This is a genomic window from Cyanothece sp. BG0011, from assembly GCF_003013815.1.
Taxonomy (GTDB): domain Bacteria; phylum Cyanobacteriota; class Cyanobacteriia; order Cyanobacteriales; family Microcystaceae; genus Crocosphaera.
The window spans coordinates 1-15,619 of the sequence record NZ_PRLH01000070.1 but is presented as its reverse complement, the minus strand read 5'-3'; the positions used below and the strand labels follow the sequence as shown (position 1 = coordinate 15,619).

The following is a 15,619-nucleotide window of genomic DNA, read 5'->3' as shown; positions in this document are numbered from 1 at the left end:
TAAAAGTAGGAAAAGTCTATCTAAATCAGATAGAGATCATACAAATCCCCCCTATTCTAGTACGTTCGGGATTGAGTTTGATATTCCTTATTGGCATCGGAATTTTCAGTTAAAAATCTGGGAATACACAGGCAATAATCAAAACACGATCCACCAAAAACTTGATGACCTTTTAGGCTATCCACAACCTTAATTAAAGAGGGTTTAACTATGTTCAGAAAGAAAAACTTAGCAACTTCTAAACCCGATCCTCCTGACCGCACTGAACCGCTTTTATTCTGCTTAATCCTTGTATGCTGTTTTGGTTTTAGTTTCTCTGTCAGCACTCTATTAACTATTAAAGACAGTTTGAGGCAAGATGAAACAAACCAAGGTGTACCACTCCCTGAAATCCCTATTTATCAACCTTCTAGATAACTTCAAGTATCATTATCCTTGGTTAATTGTTGTCGCGATCGCTTACTTATTTTTTTCCGCCACTTTCCTTACTCATTGCTGATACTCCAAACCCAGAAACAAGAGTTAAAACAATTGTCCGAGAAACTAAGATTAATCATGCAAAGTATCCTAAAATCTTGGTTTTTATGGGAGATAAAAGTAACAGAGGAAAGGGAAAATTAATCGCGGTTAACACCAAAGAAGGGAAAATAGACGGCGCTTGGGATGCCTTGTCAGGAGTAGGGGGGGAAGAGAATCAGCGTATGCGCGGGCCCATTCCCTCCCAGAAGCTAGTCGATGAAACCCATTACAAAGTAGTAATTAGTCCTTTAACCCTATCTAATCCTGGCATTGCTGGCAAGTTCTACAAGATTAATCCTCACATGGTTTCTGTGGGGAATACCACAAGGGGAGATTTTGGCATTCACGCCGATCGCAATGTTCCGGGGACGGCTGGATGTATCGGCATCGAATCAGAGTCCGAATGGATTAGCTTTAAAGCACTGATGAGCGACTACGATCGCGCCGGCTTGACCACGATCCCCTTGCTGGTTAGCTATCGGTAGGGACTTAAATTAGTCGGGGCATTATTGTGAGGCATATTGCCCCCGATTGCTCACCAATTTCTGAGAAAGATTTTTTTGAAGTACGTTAGATTAGTCGAAAATTTTCTTTTAACGTCTCCTCATCCTCGAATCCTCATGAGTCAGTCTCCCCCACCTCCAAACCCCTTGTCTAGTTGGTTTAACCGTTTTCTCAGATTTGCCAGAAAACCGAAGACTATTGTTATTGCAACGACTTCTGTGACTCTCGTTTTCATCGGTTATACGGGGTTAAGTTTCTTGTTGAGGGAGTATTTACCTCCTTGGTTAGAAAAACAACTCAGTAAAGTTATTTATCGTCCCGTTGAGATTGGTGAGTTAGAGGGGTTTTCTTTTACCAGTTTACAGCTAGAGGATGCTTATATTCCAGAGACGACTGAATACAGTAGTCAGTTAAGGGCCGAAACCATTAAGGTTACGTTCAATCCTTTAACCATTTTATTACAAAGAAAGTTAGCTGTTCATGTTTCTCCTCAAAAGGTAACGGTTAAAATTCGTGAAAAAAAGCCAGGCCAATGGTTAAATGTCAAGGCCACGGACGAAGTTATTCCTCTGAATTTCGATTTATCGGTTAATGTTAAAAATACTGAAATTATTTTATTACCTTATCAATCGGAAAAAACAGTCAATATTAAAGCTTCTGGCAATTTAGAATATCAAAAAAGTGAACAGCGAAAGTGGCTTTATAATCTTAGTTTAGGGTTACTAGAAAGTAATGAAATTCAACTGCAAGGAGAAACGTTTGTTAAAAGTACCAAAAGCAAAATAAGCTTACAACTCAATCAATTACCTTTGCAAGCTTGGTTGTCTATTCTTCCCAATCTTCCTTTTAATCTTGATGATAGTTATCTTAAGGCTAATTTAAATCTTAATTTACCTTCTTTACGAGATTTGAGAGAAACTAAAGGGCAAGGAAATGTACAATTAGGCGATTTTCAAGCAACAGCTAACTCTCTTAAAAAACCAATACAAGCAGATTTAGCTGTTCAATTTGAGGAAAACAAGATACTAATTCAACAAGGAAAAATTATTTTAGGAGATATTATTACCACTTTACAAGGTTATTATGATTGGCAAAAAGGGAATAATATCAAAATTAATGTTCAAAATTTCAATATTGATAATATTTTGGAAGTTCTCCCCATTAAGTTACCCATACAAGCAAAGGGAAAGTTTAATATTAATATTAATGTTACTGGGTTAATCACTAATCCTATCATTCAAGGAAAATTCATTAATGATCAATTGATCACTTTGGAAAGAACACTGTTTAAAACTATTTTAGCTGACTTTAAAATTAGTTTAGATCAAACTGTATTAGAGCAATTTTTAATTGAACCGCAAACAGGGGGACAAATACAAGCAAAGGGAACTATTAAGCAAAATATTAGTCAATTAATTAAACAAAATAAACCGATTGATATTAAACAGTTTCCTATTGATTTTAACTTTCAAACCGCTTTACCGAGTCAAAATTTAGTTAATACATATTATAGTTTACCTTCTAATTTAAATTTGAATGTATTACAAGCAACAGGAGAATTTAAAGGAAAATTGGGTGATATTGATGGTTTAATTGAGTGGCAAACCTCTGGTAATTTTTCCCAACCTAATACGACTATTATTAGTCAAGGTGAGATTGTTATAAAACAAAATAATTTATTATTAAAAAATACAGCTATTCGGACGGAACAGGGAATTATCAATATTACGGGGAGTGGAAGTTTAACAACAAAAAAATGGCAATCTTCTCTTAATACAGAGTCACTAAGTTTAACTCCTTTCGCTACGCTTATTTGTGTTGAAATCAACCTTCAATGTCCTAATAATTTGATTTTAGAACAAGGTAACCTTCGTTTATCAGGAGAAATTAATCAATCTTTTCTCCAATCTCTTGATGTTAATTCAAATCTTTTGTTATCGGTTGATGAAGGAAGAGTTATCATTAATAGCAATATTAATGATAGTCAATTAAAGACAAATATTACTACATTAGAACTACCGATTAATACGTTTATTTCTAACTTACCTATTCCTGTATCAGTTAGTAATTCTCGTTTGAATATTTCGGGTAATTTAGAAACTATTTGGAATAATGGAAACCTTAACTTAAGTGGAGTTGATGGAGATGGAAATATAGTTCTTAGAATAGAAGATAGTCTAGTCACAGCAACGGGTAAATTAGAAAATGAGTCTTTAGAAGCAGTTGCTACTATTAACAGTTTATCGGTTAATCAAATTATTCCTAATATTCCAGTTCCTATTAACTTAATTAATAGCGATATAAATATAAAAGGAAAATTGCGATCGCTAACTCTTTCTAATTTAATATCTAATCTTAACACTTTACAAATTACTGCTAATAGTGATCTGTTAATTGCGAATCGCAGTTTAACAGCAAACACTGAATTAAATCAAGGACAAATTAACATTAATGCAACAACGACACCTTTATCTATTGCACCTTTTTCCTTTAAAAATTATCCAACTTTAACGATTAAAAATTTAGAAGCTAATTTAACAGCTAGTTTATCTTCTTTATTACAATTAAATTTTAATGATGTTACTGGTTATACTAAGACTGAAATAGAGATAGGAAATGGAAATTTAATCGTTAATGGAGATATTAGTAATAATATTATCGATGCTAATATTACTACCAAAAATATTGAATTATCTAGCTTGAATGCTAATTTATTTTCTGATTTTCCAGCAGATACCATAAATACTTCAATTAATGCGTCTCTTCCTCTCAATTCCATTTTACCGTCTGTCTCACTTATCCCTATTAATCTTCGACAATTTTCTTTACAAGTCGGAGAACAAACTATTAATGCACAGGGCAATTTAACTGTTTCTAATGTGTGGCAATCTCCTGATGTTGAAACTATTTCTTTAGAAGTTGAAACCAACTTTAATTTAAGTGAATTACCCTTAACACAATTACTAGATAAAATTCCAATTAATCAACAATTTTTACCCACAAAAGTAGAATTAACAGGACAAGGTAACCTGACAGGAATCTTATTAGGAAAAAATCTCTTAACTGCACCGTTATCACCAGGAAATTTACAGATAGTAGGTGATGTAATTTTAACAAATTTAGGATTTAATGAGCAACAATTTGAACCCGAATTAAGAGGTAAACTCAATATCAATACTTTGAACCAAATTTCTCTTAATATAGAAGGAAAACAAGATAAAATCACCGCTATTATTAATCCTTGTTTTCAAGAAAATTGCTCTTTAGTTTCTATTATAGACTTCTTTGAAATTCGCCAAACCTATGATAATAATACTCCCATTATTGCTAGGGTAAAACGTGACAATGATAATTTAGTCGCTAATGTAGAAAGTTTACCTATCGATATCTTGAAATAGCACCTTTAGGAAACTATGGATTACCTGACTATTTAGGAGGATTAATTAATCTAGAAATAAGTTTCAACCCATCGGACTTAAATATTTTAGGAAAAGTAACCATTACATCACCTCGTTTTGGTAATGTAATCGCTAATCAATTGAAAGCATCTTTATTATATCAAGACGGACTAATTTTACTCGAAAAAACCCAACTAACTATAGGAAATAGTAATTATAATATTGTTGGTAACTTAAATATTAACTCAGGAGAAGTTCAAGGAAAAATTGATATTAATCAAGGAAAGATTCAAGATTTATTAACTGCTTTACAATTATACAATTGGGATAGTTTATTAAGATTACTTCAACTGAAACAACCTAACTTTACTACAGCAGAAAAGGTTAAACCTAACCCTGTGGGAAACACTTTAAATTCTATTGCTGAACAACTGTATCTATTTTGGAAAAATGACCAGAAAATTAAAGAAATTTTTGCCAAAACCCAAGCAGGAGATTTACCGAGAGAATTAGATATTAAAGGGCAATATAATGCAGAAATCATTTTAGATGGAACCATTGAAAATCCTCAACTTGCTATGCAGTTTCAAGGGAATGAATGGACATGGAACCCTCAACCTTCTACCGCTTCAATTGTGCCATCATTAGGGTTAGTCATGGAAGGTTCACAGGTAATTCCTATTGATAAAATCGCCATCAATGGACAATTGAAAGATGGAACTATTTCCGTTAATCCTATGATTCAACTAGGTACAACTACTGCATTAGGAATTCTTAATTTATCTTATAATAGTGGTCAGTATTCTTTAGACTCATCAGCTTTTAAAGTCGAAAATTTTACTTTAGATTTAGTCCGTAACTTAATTATTATTCCTAGTGATGTTAATGGTTCAATTAATATAGAAGGAATCGTCAATGGAACCTTAAAAAATCCTGTTGTTGATGGTATCTTTGAATTTAATGAAGGTGTGATTAATGCTCGATCGCTTGATATTGACTTAGAGGGTCAATTTAATTATAGTAATGATAAATTACAGGTAGCAACCAATCAACCTGAATATATCAATGTTTCTGCTACTCTACCTTTTCCTATTGTAGAAAATAAAAATGATCAGTTTAAAATTACAGCTAATTTAACACGAGAATCTTTTACTTTATTATCACCTTTAACCCTTGATCAAATTATTTGGGTTGGTGGAGACGGAAACGTTACAGCTAATATTCAAGGTAAAATTTCTATTGATAATCAATTGAGAATTTCTTTAGATTCTGATAGTCAAATTAACTTAAACTTAGATGATGCAAAATTTACCAATAATTTAATTCCTACTGTAATCACTTTGAATGGAGGAGCTAACATAAACAATAGAAGTATTAATGTTGAAAACTTAGCTGTAGATGTTGTAAAAAGTCGCTTAGGAATTACAGGGAGTTTACCCTTATTACCCCTTGAAAATCAACCAACAATTAATAATACTCTGACCATTCAAATTAGACAAAATGAAATTAATGACTCAGGAATTTATCAAGGGCTAATTAATGGTGATGTTTTCATTACAGGAGCATTAATTAATCCTAAAATTAGTGGAAATCTTAACTTGACAGAAGGGACAATAAAGCTACCTAAGTTAAATATAAAACCTGAAGAAACATCAGTATTACTAGAAAAATGGTTAGGAACCCTTGCCTCTGAAAATAATATCGTTATTCCTCCTCAATTAAATGATTTTCAAATAAACCTTGATAATATTGCTATTGAAAACGAAAGAACCAGTCTTATTCCTAGAAGTTTTCTTAATATTGGTGCTAATCTTAATCTTAGTGGTAATTTAACGTTAAATGGTCAAATTAATCGTTTATCTTTAATAGAAATTTTAACCGTTGAACCATCAGGACAAATTAAAATAAATAGTGGGCAAATTAATTTCCCAGTGACTCGTGTTTTTATTAGCGATCAAAATCAAAATACTTTAACCTTTTTGCCTGAACAAGGATTATTAAATCCTGTCATTGATTTAGAGCTAAAACTATATATTTTTGCCGTTGCTCTTCGTTCCATTCAAGATAATGAAATTCCCGATGATATTGTACAAAGTGGTAGGGCAAAATCAGCAGAAATAACATTAAATGTACAAGGAAGTGCTGATGAAGTGTTACCCAATATTAACAATATTATTGGAGATGTTTGTCAATTTAATGATCCTAATTCTCCTCCGATTACTAATTATAATAAAACGTCACCTGAAAATCTAAGAGCTTTAGCAAGATGTATTGAAGTTAATAATTTAGGCACTAATTCTATCGGTGATTTATTGCGATCGCCTATTGTCTCTTTTTCTAGCAACCCTCCTTTAACTAATACTGAATTATCAACTTTATTTAGTCAACAATTGCCTCCTGCTGTTGAACAATTACAACAACAAAATTCTAGTCAGTTATTACAAACAGGGGTGGTACAGTCAGCAGTCGTTATTTTACCTTTCTTACAAGATTGGGTGTTTAATACCAACCAACAAACAACAAAATTTGGTGAGAGTATTGGATTAACTAACTTACGGTTATTTCCTGTGGTAGAAACGGTTTATAAACTCGAAGATAATGCTTTAATTCGCTTTTCTTACGACTATACTTTAGATGAAGCTACCATTCGCTATGAAAATAAATTTTAGGTCAGAAAGCGATCGCGTTCCATTCAACTTGTTCGATTGTCTATGAATATGTTATAATGGTAGACTGTGTATTTAAAGACTTAAACAAAATAACGTTTTTGGAGGATCATAATTGTGACTAAGCGTACCTTAGGGGGAACCAACCGTAAACAAAAAAGAACATCAGGGTTTCGTGCGCGCATGAGAAAAAGTAATGGGCGTAAAGTCATCCAAGCAAGGCGCAAAAAAGGAAGATATCGTTTATCCGTGTAGATTCCCAAGAAAATTAACCAATATGGGCCACTCGTGGGATTACCCAAACCAAACCGCCTAAGACATCCCAAGGCATTTAAAACCGTTTATAACCGTGGAAAACGCTATCAAAGTTCCCACTTGGTTATGCGGGTATTTTGGCAAAATGATCAACAAGAAGTTAAACCACCGACACAATTTGGCATTTCCATCAGTCAAAAAGTCAGTAAAAAAGCCGTGGTTCGCAATCGCATAAAACGACAAATTAAAGCAATAATTCGTCTTTTTTTGCCTAAAATTAAACCAGGCCATCAGGTGGTTATTGTGGTCAAGCGTAACACAACAGAGTGCAAATATGAACATTTTTTGCGAGAATTAGAAGAGTTGTTAATTAAAGCCGAGATAATTTATGGGTATAAGAGAGAACACCTTTTATGAAGGGGGTCCTCACATTGGGGATTTAATCATTAATATATTGTTAGGATTCACCGTCATTTGTTTGCCCTTGACAGTTGGGGCGATCGTCCGTGCCATTTGGTTACGTTATCGGATTACTGATCGCCGTATTTCCATAACCGGTGGTTGGATGGGTAACGATCGCACCGACATCATTTATGGTGAAATTGTCAAAATTGCCAAAATCCCCCGTGGAATTGGATTATGGGGAGATATTGTTGTCACCCTTAGAGATAAAAGTCGCTTAGAAATGCGAGCCGTTCCTCGCTTCCGAGAAATTTATGATTATATGGCCGAAAAAGTCGCCGATAAAACAGGAAGATCAGTTGAAGCGATTACCGCCCAATAACTTCTAACATCAGGATAGAGATAACCCCAGTGTTACTCTCTCCTATTATTGAATAGATTAGACAAAAGCTCACCCCATCAGGGAACTACTTGGATTAAGACGAATGGATTTTGGTATCGGATTTATTTCCACAAATATTATGTTGCCAATCCTAGATTTTTTCTACGGGATTGTGCCAAGCTATGGTTTTGCGATTATTGCCCTAACCTTAGTCATCCGCTTTGGTTTGTACCCCCTAAGTGCCGGCCAAATTCGCAATATGCGTAAAATGCGGATTACTCAACCTTTAATGAAAGAACGACAAGCAGACATTCAGCGTCGTTATAAAGATGATCCCGCCAAACAGCAAGAAGAAATGGGCAAACTGATGCAAGAGTTTGGTAACCCCTTAGCCGGGTGTTTACCTCTCTTATTACAAATGCCCATTCTGTTCGCTTTATTTGCCACTTTAAGAGGATCGCCCTTCGCTAACATTAACTATACCGTTGATGTCCAAATTTTGCCCTCAGAACAAATTGAACGGGTTGTCCCCCAACCCTACGCCACCAAAACCAATAATATCTACGTCAGTGATGGGGTTCATTATCCCATGGCGGCCTTGTTACCCGGAGGTAATAAGCTAGGGGTTGGAGAAAAGACAACCATCGAATTTCAAACCAACGAAGGAAAATCCTTATCTAAATTAGTTGAGCAGAACCCCGATAGTGACATTCAACCCACCTATGAAGTCACCAAAGGGGAAGAAAGAGTAAAAATTAATGAAGATGGCACCATCGAAGCCTTAGCCCCCGGAGAAGCCACTATTCAAGCCACGATTCCGGGGATTGCTGCTAATACCGGATTCCTCTTTATCAAAGCTTTAGGACAAGTGGGTGTGGTAAATGACGATGGCAGCATCAACTACGATATTTTAGGGATGATTCTCTTTTTTGGTGCCAGTATTTACATTAACCAAGAATTGTCCGGTTCTTCTGGAGGTGGGGCCCAACAACAACAGGCTATCAATAAGATTACACCGCTTCTGTTTAGTGGAATGTTTCTCTTTTTCCCCTTACCGGCCGGGGTTTTAATGTATATTGTGGTAGCTAACGTTTTTCAAACCCTACAAACCCTCGTTTTAATGCGGGAACCCCTACCCGAAAACTTGCAAAAGTTACTCGAAGAACAAGAAAAAGCAGAAAAAGGAAGAGAAACCCTCCCCTTTGAAAAGCGTTCTAAGAAAAAAGAGAAAACCTCTTAAAGTTGTCACCCTAAGCTAAAACGCATGATTTCTGTGCGTTTTAGCAAGACACAAAATAATAATAGAGAGTCAGGTCAAGGCAAGACAGATAAAATATCGATTCAAGTGATTACTATGGAACAAGAAAAACAAGCAGGTCAAGAATGGTTAGAAAACCTCTTAAACTTGATGGGTTTTCCCAGTAATGTTAAGGTTGATTATCGGGAAAATGAACTAGAAGGAACGACCGAATGCTGGTTAATTATCGATGAAACTCAGTTACCCCTTGATAAGATTTTAATGTTATTAGGAGAGAAAGGAGAAGGCATTGACGCAATTCAATATTTAGCTAATACTTTGATTAATTTAACCGTTGATAGTGAGGAGCAACAAGGGTTTACAGTTGAATTGAATGGGTATCGTTTGCAGCGTCTTGAACAGTTAAAAACCCTCACAGAAGATATTGCCCAAAGGGTTCGTCAAACCGGTCAAGAAGTCGAAATGACTGCCCTTTCTTCAGCTGAACGTCGTCAGATTCATTCCTTTTTTAAGAATGTCGAAGATATTGCCACGGAAAGCAGAGGACAAGAACCGAATCGTCGTTTAATTGTTAAACCAAGATATTAGTCAGTGAACAGTGAACAGTTACCAGTTATCGCTGTTCGCTGTTGAAACTATTTATGATAATAAAATTAAATTATTAATTCTAATTCTAATTAAACAGATGTATGGGGTTTTAAGCCCATCAAAAGAGAGTAAAATAGATAGTAAGATTATTGATGACTAAATAGTATTACCATGCAGTCGCAAAAGTTATCCATTTCCTTGCCTCCCACCCTGACAAGGTTTATCGAACATTACAAGACAGCTAAAGGCTATAAATCGCGCTCTGAGGTGATTTCAGTTGCCTTGAACTTATTGCAGGAAAAAGAACTAGAAGAGGCTTATAGAGAGGCTTCTACTGAAGTTGACGAAGCCTGGGATATGACCATTGGCGATGGATTAGGCGATGAAACGTGGTGAGATTTATTATGCCAACCTTAACCCGTCTGTAGGGTCTGAAATTTCTAAAAATCGTCCTGTGTTAATTGTCAGTAATGATATTAATAACCGTGCAGCTTCTACCGTCACCATTTTACCCATTACTTCTAATGTGAGTCGAATTTATCCCTTTGAGGTATTTCTATCACCGTCAGACAGTAGTTTACCAAAACCGTCTAAAGTACAGGCACAACAAATCCGAACTATCTCTAAACAACGTATAAATGGAAGTCTAATAGGTTTGTTGAGCGACAAATTAATGCAGTCAGTTGATGCAGCCATTGTCTTACATCTGGGACTCAACAACAATGGTTAAAATTTAGGAGACGGTTGCTTAAAACAATAAACATCTTTAATTACTTGAACCCAACCATCAGAAACAGAGGCTAACAAGCGATCGCATACATCGTTTTTTTCATAATTTATCTCATGGGTATAGGAAATGCTATAAATTCTACAGATCAATCAAAATTTAACTTCTAATAATCAAATCGACAAACATTGAAAACCTTTTTCATCTTTCAGTTTGCGGTCAAAAGTAGTGGTGTATGATGCTCCCAATTGAATAGCGAGCGCACTAATTAGATAATCTAAAAAATCGGCTCTTCCTTGTTTTGTACGTTGTAAAGCTTGATAAAAAGCTGAACGATTTTCAAACTCAAAACTCTCACAAGATAGCATCGCTTCTAAAGTTTTGATAATATCATCTTTAGTGTATTGATATGCTTCCCCTTTCAATACCCATACTATTTCGCATAAAACTATGTTAGCAATAAAGCACTGTTGACCACTTTCAATGATTTGTTGTGCTTGCTGCCATTGAGTTTCATCATCTTTTGTTAGGTAACGAATTAAGACATTTGTATCAAGTCCAATCACTTGCACCCTTCCTAATTGCTTCGTCCATGTCCTCTAGGGTGACAGCTTTTTTTTTAGTCCGCTCTAACATTCCTGATAAAGTTTTAACGTTGGTCACTAAGGGAATGACTTTGACTTCTCCTGTTTCGGTTATCACAAAATCTACTTTAGTTCCTGTGTCTAGTTTGAGATAGTCTCTAATCTCTTTTGGGATTGTTACTTGCCCTTTACTGGTTATGGTGGCATAAGGCATTACTTTTTTCCTTTCTTTTGTTCCTTACTTTATTGTAAGGAGTTTTGAGCAGATTAGCAATTGCCAATTTATATTCTCGTGTATTTGTTAGCCTAGAAAAGTTCTGTTGCAAAAACTTTTAAAAAGTACAAGTATTCTATGCTTTCGTAACTTTTAGTGAAGTTACAAAAAAATCTCCTTTATCAAAGATTAATGTATATGAAATCATCTCTTAATAATAATTGGTATGAAACTTATCTTAAAATGATATATCCTCGCACTCTAGAGCAGAATCTAGAAATACATCCAACATCATCTATGAACGAATATCTAGATAGTTGTATTTTTTCTCTAGAAAATTTAAAGTATAAAGTCTTTGACTTCAAACAATCATCTGTGAACAGAAATAGCCAGTTAGAAGAAAAAAACTTTCAGCGTGTAATTGAGTTTTTGGGTAAATTACAAACTCATATTAATAGCTCTAAGCTATCTTCAAAAGATTTACTAAAAGCTCGCCAAATTATTAATGAATTTGAAAATATTTTTCAAGCAAATGAAGAAAAAATTATAGATCTTTTTCAATCAGAGCTAGATAATGACTTACCTTCTAAACTAATAATTTGGAAGAATTTTATCGAGCAGTGTATGCAAGCTCAAGACAAAAAAAGTTCCTGGGATTATTGGTGGGATACAAAAGAGAATGAATTAGTTATGTGGGAAGGAGAAGAAGAATATGATGACTTTATTAATGGTATGCAAAACGATTCAAAATATATAAAAGCTTGGGAATATTGGGATTATATAGATCCTTTAATTATTAGAGATGAAATTTGCCCTACTATACAGTTAGGAAAAAGCTATTGTAGCGTTAAAAAATATAGCGATCAGCTATATTTTTTAGATGAACAATTTAAAAAAATACTTATCAAGAAAAAACATATCTTACCAAGTTCACAAGAACAGTATTATCCAAAGTCTTATTACTGGTGGTACTATTATATTCCGCAAAATATTGTACTTTGGAATGAAAGAGATGATTAAGCAAGTATCAAAAATAAAATAATCAACGTTTCCAAAATCGATAAACCAATCCTATTGCTTTCCTATTTTTATTTTATTAAAGGTTGCCTAAAACGATAAACATCTTTAATCACTTGAACCCAACCATCAGAAACAGACGCTAAGATGCGATCGCCTTTTTCTTTAGTCGCTGCGGTAGCATCTCCCATCACCCCACTTGTACTTAACTCTTTAGTCAACCAAGCAAAGGGTAACTTTCCCTCCATACTCACTAAACTATCTTCTGGCAACCCTTGGGGATATTCCTTAACCGCTTGGGACATTTTTACTTGATCTGGCAATAAAGACAAAATAATACTTGTTTCTGCATCCCCTGCATGGATACCATATTCTAACTCTTGAGGGGTTAATAATTCTTTGGCAATATTAGGCACTCGCCAAGTAAAAAAAGGAAACACCGAAAAATCTTGATACTGTTGATGAATGTCCCTGGCTGCAATTTCCATAATTTGGGGTTGTCCCCCGTGGGAGTTCATTAAAATCAGTTTACGAAACCCTGAATTATAAACACTTCGAGCCACTTCTGTGATCACCGATAATAAAGTCGTTGCACTTAAAGTAATGGTTCCAGGAAAGCCAGAATGCTCATTAGATTTGCCATAATAAAGACAAGGTAAACTATAAGCCCGAATCTCTAAATCTAATTTTTCTAAGGCTTTACCCAAAACCCCTAAACTAATAGCAGAATCAACTGCGATCGGTAAATGGGGACCATGTTGTTCGATCGCTCCAATGGGTTGCACGATAACCACATTTTCCTTATCTTCCATTGAGTCTATTTCAGTCCAGGATAAATAGGGAAAAAAGCGGTGAGGAGGAATAAAACCGTGCATCATAAATTTACTTCAAAGGGGTGATCAGACTCGCATATAATTAACAGTTTACAGGGTTAGCCAAAATAGAGTAACTTAAGGTAAAAATTGTTACACACAACCGCAAGGGACAAACCAAACCCATGTTAATGCCAACAGAACTATATCATCTCGTTGCTTTTATCATCGCGCTGGTGGTGGTTTGGTGGAGTACCCCCATCATTAACGAGTTTGGACAAAGAAAAGGTCTGGTAGATAACCCAAAAGGTAATAGTAAAGAAGAAAGCGATCGCAAAATTCACCGCCGTCCGATGGTTCGTCTGGGTGGGGTTTCTATTTTTGCTGGAACTGTCATTGCTCTTTTATTGGTCTGGATTTTTGGAGGGTTTGGTTGGTTACCCCCTCATAAAGAATGGGAAATCTGGGGCGTTACTATCGGAGGAGTGGCTTTTTTCCTCATTGGGTTGGCTGATGATCTCTATAATTTAAGCCCTATGACTCGCCTTCTCTTACAAACCGTCGTAGCTAGTGCTGCTTGGGGGGTGGGAGTGCGTATTGAATTCCTATCGGTTCCGTTTGGTAGCTTAGTCCAAATTGGTGTATTAAGTCTTCCGATTACCGTTATTTGGCTCGTAGGCATGGCTAATGCCATTAATTGGATCGATGGGTTAGACGGGTTAGCCGCCGGTGGATGTGGCATTTCTGCCGTGGTGATGATGGTGTTAGCCTTATTCATGGAACAACCGGCCGCGGCTTTAATTGCGGCCGCTTTAGCTGGTGCTGCGTTAGGGTTTCTCCGCTACAATTTTAACCCTGCAAGCATTTTTATGGGGGATGGTGGGGCTTATTTTATGGGGTTTACCCTCGCTGGTGTGGGAGTCATTGGTTTGGTGAAAGTGGCAACTATGGCCACGGTAGCAGTGACGGCGGTGTTATTACCTTTTGTGGTGTTAGCTGTACCGATTTTAGATATGTCTGTGGTCATTATTTCTCGTATTAGTCAAGGAAAATCCCCTTTTATTGGCGATAACCGTCATCTGCATCATCGTTTAATTCAAGCCGGAATCTCCCACCGTCTAACTGTATTATTTATCTATGCTTTAACGTTATGGGTGGGTAGTATTGCGTTAGGACTATCTAATATTCCCAGTGGTTGGGGATTTGCGATCGCGGCCACGGTATTATTAGGATATGTAGGCTGGCAAGCTTGGCGTAAAAGCCGTAAGATTCGAGGTTGATGGCACTTTAGTAAAGATGATTTAGTGGAATCTCCTAAAAATTCTTTATTTTGATTAAGTAGTAAAGTAATAGTCTCAATCTTACCGATATTTTCTTGATCAAGATAGGGTATATGAAAATTATAAATATTACTAAATTTTTCAACTAATTTCTCTCCACAACAAGTAATAAGTTTGACAGGTTGCTCTTTATTGTCATACTCTGAGACAATTCCTTTTATTGATAGGTTAACTCAGCATTACGCTCGCTGGTTGCGCTTCGGGTGGGTTGCATTATAATTAATTGTCCGGTTGCGGTGCGCTCAAATCTCAAATCATGGTTATTTTGACAAAGCTGAAAAAATTGCTCGTCAGTTAAATCAATATCTAAATTGAGAGGTGCAGATAAACTGACGGTGTTACTGTTCATATAATCTTTTTTTATATCACTATAATTATCTAGATACCTAGTACAATCATAACGGACTTAAACAAAGTTCAACCTAACCCCTCATTAACGATTAACCTAAATAACCCATCATAAGCCAATCAAAAGTAAATAATTAACACTGTATCTTAATCAAGCTCGTAGGGGCTTAATAATATTAAGCCCATCAACAAGTTTAAAAAGCCATTAAATCCAGCAGATAAGTTTACTGTTGAACTAATTTTTCTCTCAGTTGTTTAAGTAATAATTCAGCTTGCTCTATCTCTTCTATCTCCATAGAATTCGATAGTTGAGTCTGAACATTACTGTATTCGATTTTCCAGAGTTCAGTTAATTTTTTAACATATTTTTCTTGTTTATCTTTTACTTGTTTAATTGTCCATTGCTCTTGATTGACGACATCAATAGTTAAAGGGAAAATTGTTGTGTTGCCTTCTTTGAAATACTTACTTTTCTTTTCCTCAAAATCATAATTTCGTGCAGCAGAATTTTTCTTTCTGGAAAGCAAAACTAAATTACCTAAACGATGTACCCATTTGTCTCTATCTGCCTCTGTCCAATCTTTACACCACTGACTATCTGGCTT

General features: G+C 35.4%; 16 protein-coding genes and 3 pseudogenes. 13 read left to right on the top strand and 6 right to left on the bottom strand.

The features are described from left to right. The 11 genes and pseudogenes from C4E06_RS28700 to C4E06_RS09925 form a co-directional block, all read left to right on the top strand. Window positions 1–193: pseudogene (locus tag C4E06_RS28700) on the top strand (hypothetical protein); the annotation flags it as partial. A 253-nt stretch (window positions 194–446) separates the two neighbouring features. Beyond that, window positions 447–1,004 (top strand): hypothetical protein, encoded by a 558-nt coding sequence (locus C4E06_RS27795; RefSeq protein ID WP_198648501.1) that lies wholly within the window; start codon window positions 447–449, stop codon window positions 1,002–1,004. A 75-nt stretch (window positions 1,005–1,079) separates the two neighbouring features. Further along, window positions 1,080–4,421 (top strand): hypothetical protein, encoded by a 3,342-nt coding sequence (locus C4E06_RS27790; RefSeq protein WP_198648500.1) that lies wholly within the window; start codon window positions 1,080–1,082, stop codon window positions 4,419–4,421. 140 nt (window positions 4,422–4,561) lie between these two features. Further along, window positions 4,562–7,090 (top strand): translocation/assembly module TamB domain-containing protein, encoded by a 2,529-nt coding sequence (locus C4E06_RS27785; protein WP_198648499.1) that lies wholly within the window; start codon window positions 4,562–4,564, stop codon window positions 7,088–7,090. A 114-nt stretch (window positions 7,091–7,204) separates the two neighbouring features. Then, window positions 7,205–7,342, top strand: coding sequence for a 50S ribosomal protein L34 (gene rpmH / locus C4E06_RS09955; RefSeq protein ID WP_107667931.1), 138 nt, complete (start codon window positions 7,205–7,207; stop codon window positions 7,340–7,342). Between the two features lie 33 nt (window positions 7,343–7,375). Further along, window positions 7,376–7,759: a ribonuclease P protein component gene (rnpA, locus tag C4E06_RS09950; protein ID WP_107667930.1), complete on the top strand. Its 384-nt coding sequence runs from the start codon at window positions 7,376–7,378 to the stop codon at window positions 7,757–7,759. Further along, on the top strand, window positions 7,731–8,126 hold the full coding sequence (locus tag C4E06_RS09945; RefSeq protein ID WP_107667929.1) for a PH domain-containing protein: 396 nt from the start codon (window positions 7,731–7,733) through the stop codon (window positions 8,124–8,126). Before rnpA ends, C4E06_RS09945 begins: the two co-directional genes overlap by 29 nt. Window positions 8,127–8,229: 103 nt before the next feature. Further along, the gene (gene yidC, locus C4E06_RS09940; protein ID WP_107667928.1) at window positions 8,230–9,366 is read left to right on the top strand and encodes a membrane protein insertase YidC; all 1,137 of its coding nucleotides are present in this window, start codon (window positions 8,230–8,232) and stop codon (window positions 9,364–9,366) included. 114 nt (window positions 9,367–9,480) lie between these two features. Further along, window positions 9,481–9,972, top strand: coding sequence for a R3H domain-containing nucleic acid-binding protein (locus tag C4E06_RS09935; RefSeq protein ID WP_198648503.1), 492 nt, complete (start codon window positions 9,481–9,483; stop codon window positions 9,970–9,972). Between the two features lie 171 nt (window positions 9,973–10,143). Continuing rightward, window positions 10,144–10,368, top strand: a complete 225-nt coding sequence (locus C4E06_RS09930; RefSeq protein ID WP_107667927.1) for a ribbon-helix-helix domain-containing protein — start codon at window positions 10,144–10,146, stop codon at window positions 10,366–10,368. Beyond that, on the top strand, window positions 10,355–10,702 hold the full coding sequence (locus tag C4E06_RS09925) for a type II toxin-antitoxin system PemK/MazF family toxin (RefSeq protein ID WP_107667926.1): 348 nt from the start codon (window positions 10,355–10,357) through the stop codon (window positions 10,700–10,702). Before C4E06_RS09930 ends, C4E06_RS09925 begins: the two co-directional genes overlap by 14 nt. Here the strand turns inward: C4E06_RS09925 and C4E06_RS29525 are convergent. The 3 genes and pseudogenes from C4E06_RS29525 to C4E06_RS09910 all read right to left on the bottom strand — a co-directional run. Next, window positions 10,699–10,785 (bottom strand): annotated as a pseudogene (locus C4E06_RS29525) (creatininase family protein); the annotation flags it as partial. The gene C4E06_RS09925 and the pseudogene C4E06_RS29525 sit on opposite strands and share 4 nt — an antisense overlap. An 87-nt stretch (window positions 10,786–10,872) precedes the next feature. Beyond that, window positions 10,873–11,265 (bottom strand): PIN domain-containing protein, encoded by a 393-nt coding sequence (locus C4E06_RS09915; protein ID WP_198648497.1) that lies wholly within the window; start codon window positions 11,263–11,265, stop codon window positions 10,873–10,875. Then, complete coding sequence (locus tag C4E06_RS09910) at window positions 11,252–11,497, bottom strand: AbrB/MazE/SpoVT family DNA-binding domain-containing protein (protein ID WP_107667924.1); 246 nt, start codon at window positions 11,495–11,497, stop codon at window positions 11,252–11,254. Before C4E06_RS09910 ends, C4E06_RS09915 begins: the two co-directional genes overlap by 14 nt. Before the next feature lie 198 nt (window positions 11,498–11,695). Here C4E06_RS09910 and C4E06_RS09905 point away from each other — a divergent pair, with 198 nt between their 5' ends. Continuing rightward, complete coding sequence (locus C4E06_RS09905) at window positions 11,696–12,517, top strand: hypothetical protein (RefSeq protein WP_107667923.1); 822 nt, start codon at window positions 11,696–11,698, stop codon at window positions 12,515–12,517. 68 nt (window positions 12,518–12,585) lie between these two features. On the opposite strand, the gene C4E06_RS09900 is transcribed toward C4E06_RS09905, so the two are convergent. Next, window positions 12,586–13,392: a creatininase family protein gene (locus tag C4E06_RS09900; RefSeq protein WP_107667922.1), complete on the bottom strand. Its 807-nt coding sequence runs from the start codon at window positions 13,390–13,392 to the stop codon at window positions 12,586–12,588. Window positions 13,393–13,511: 119 nt separating this feature from the next. On the opposite strand from C4E06_RS09900, the gene C4E06_RS09895 reads away from it, so the two are divergent. Then, on the top strand, window positions 13,512–14,606 hold the full coding sequence (locus C4E06_RS09895; RefSeq protein ID WP_107667921.1) for an MraY family glycosyltransferase: 1,095 nt from the start codon (window positions 13,512–13,514) through the stop codon (window positions 14,604–14,606). Between the two features lie 220 nt (window positions 14,607–14,826). On the opposite strand, the pseudogene C4E06_RS09890 reads toward C4E06_RS09895, so the two are convergent. Further along, window positions 14,827–15,015 (bottom strand): annotated as a pseudogene (locus C4E06_RS09890) (Uma2 family endonuclease); the annotation flags it as partial. A 223-nt stretch (window positions 15,016–15,238) separates the two neighbouring features. After that, on the bottom strand, window positions 15,239–15,619 hold a 381-nt coding region (locus tag C4E06_RS09885), incomplete at its 5' end, for an HNH endonuclease family protein (protein WP_157951138.1).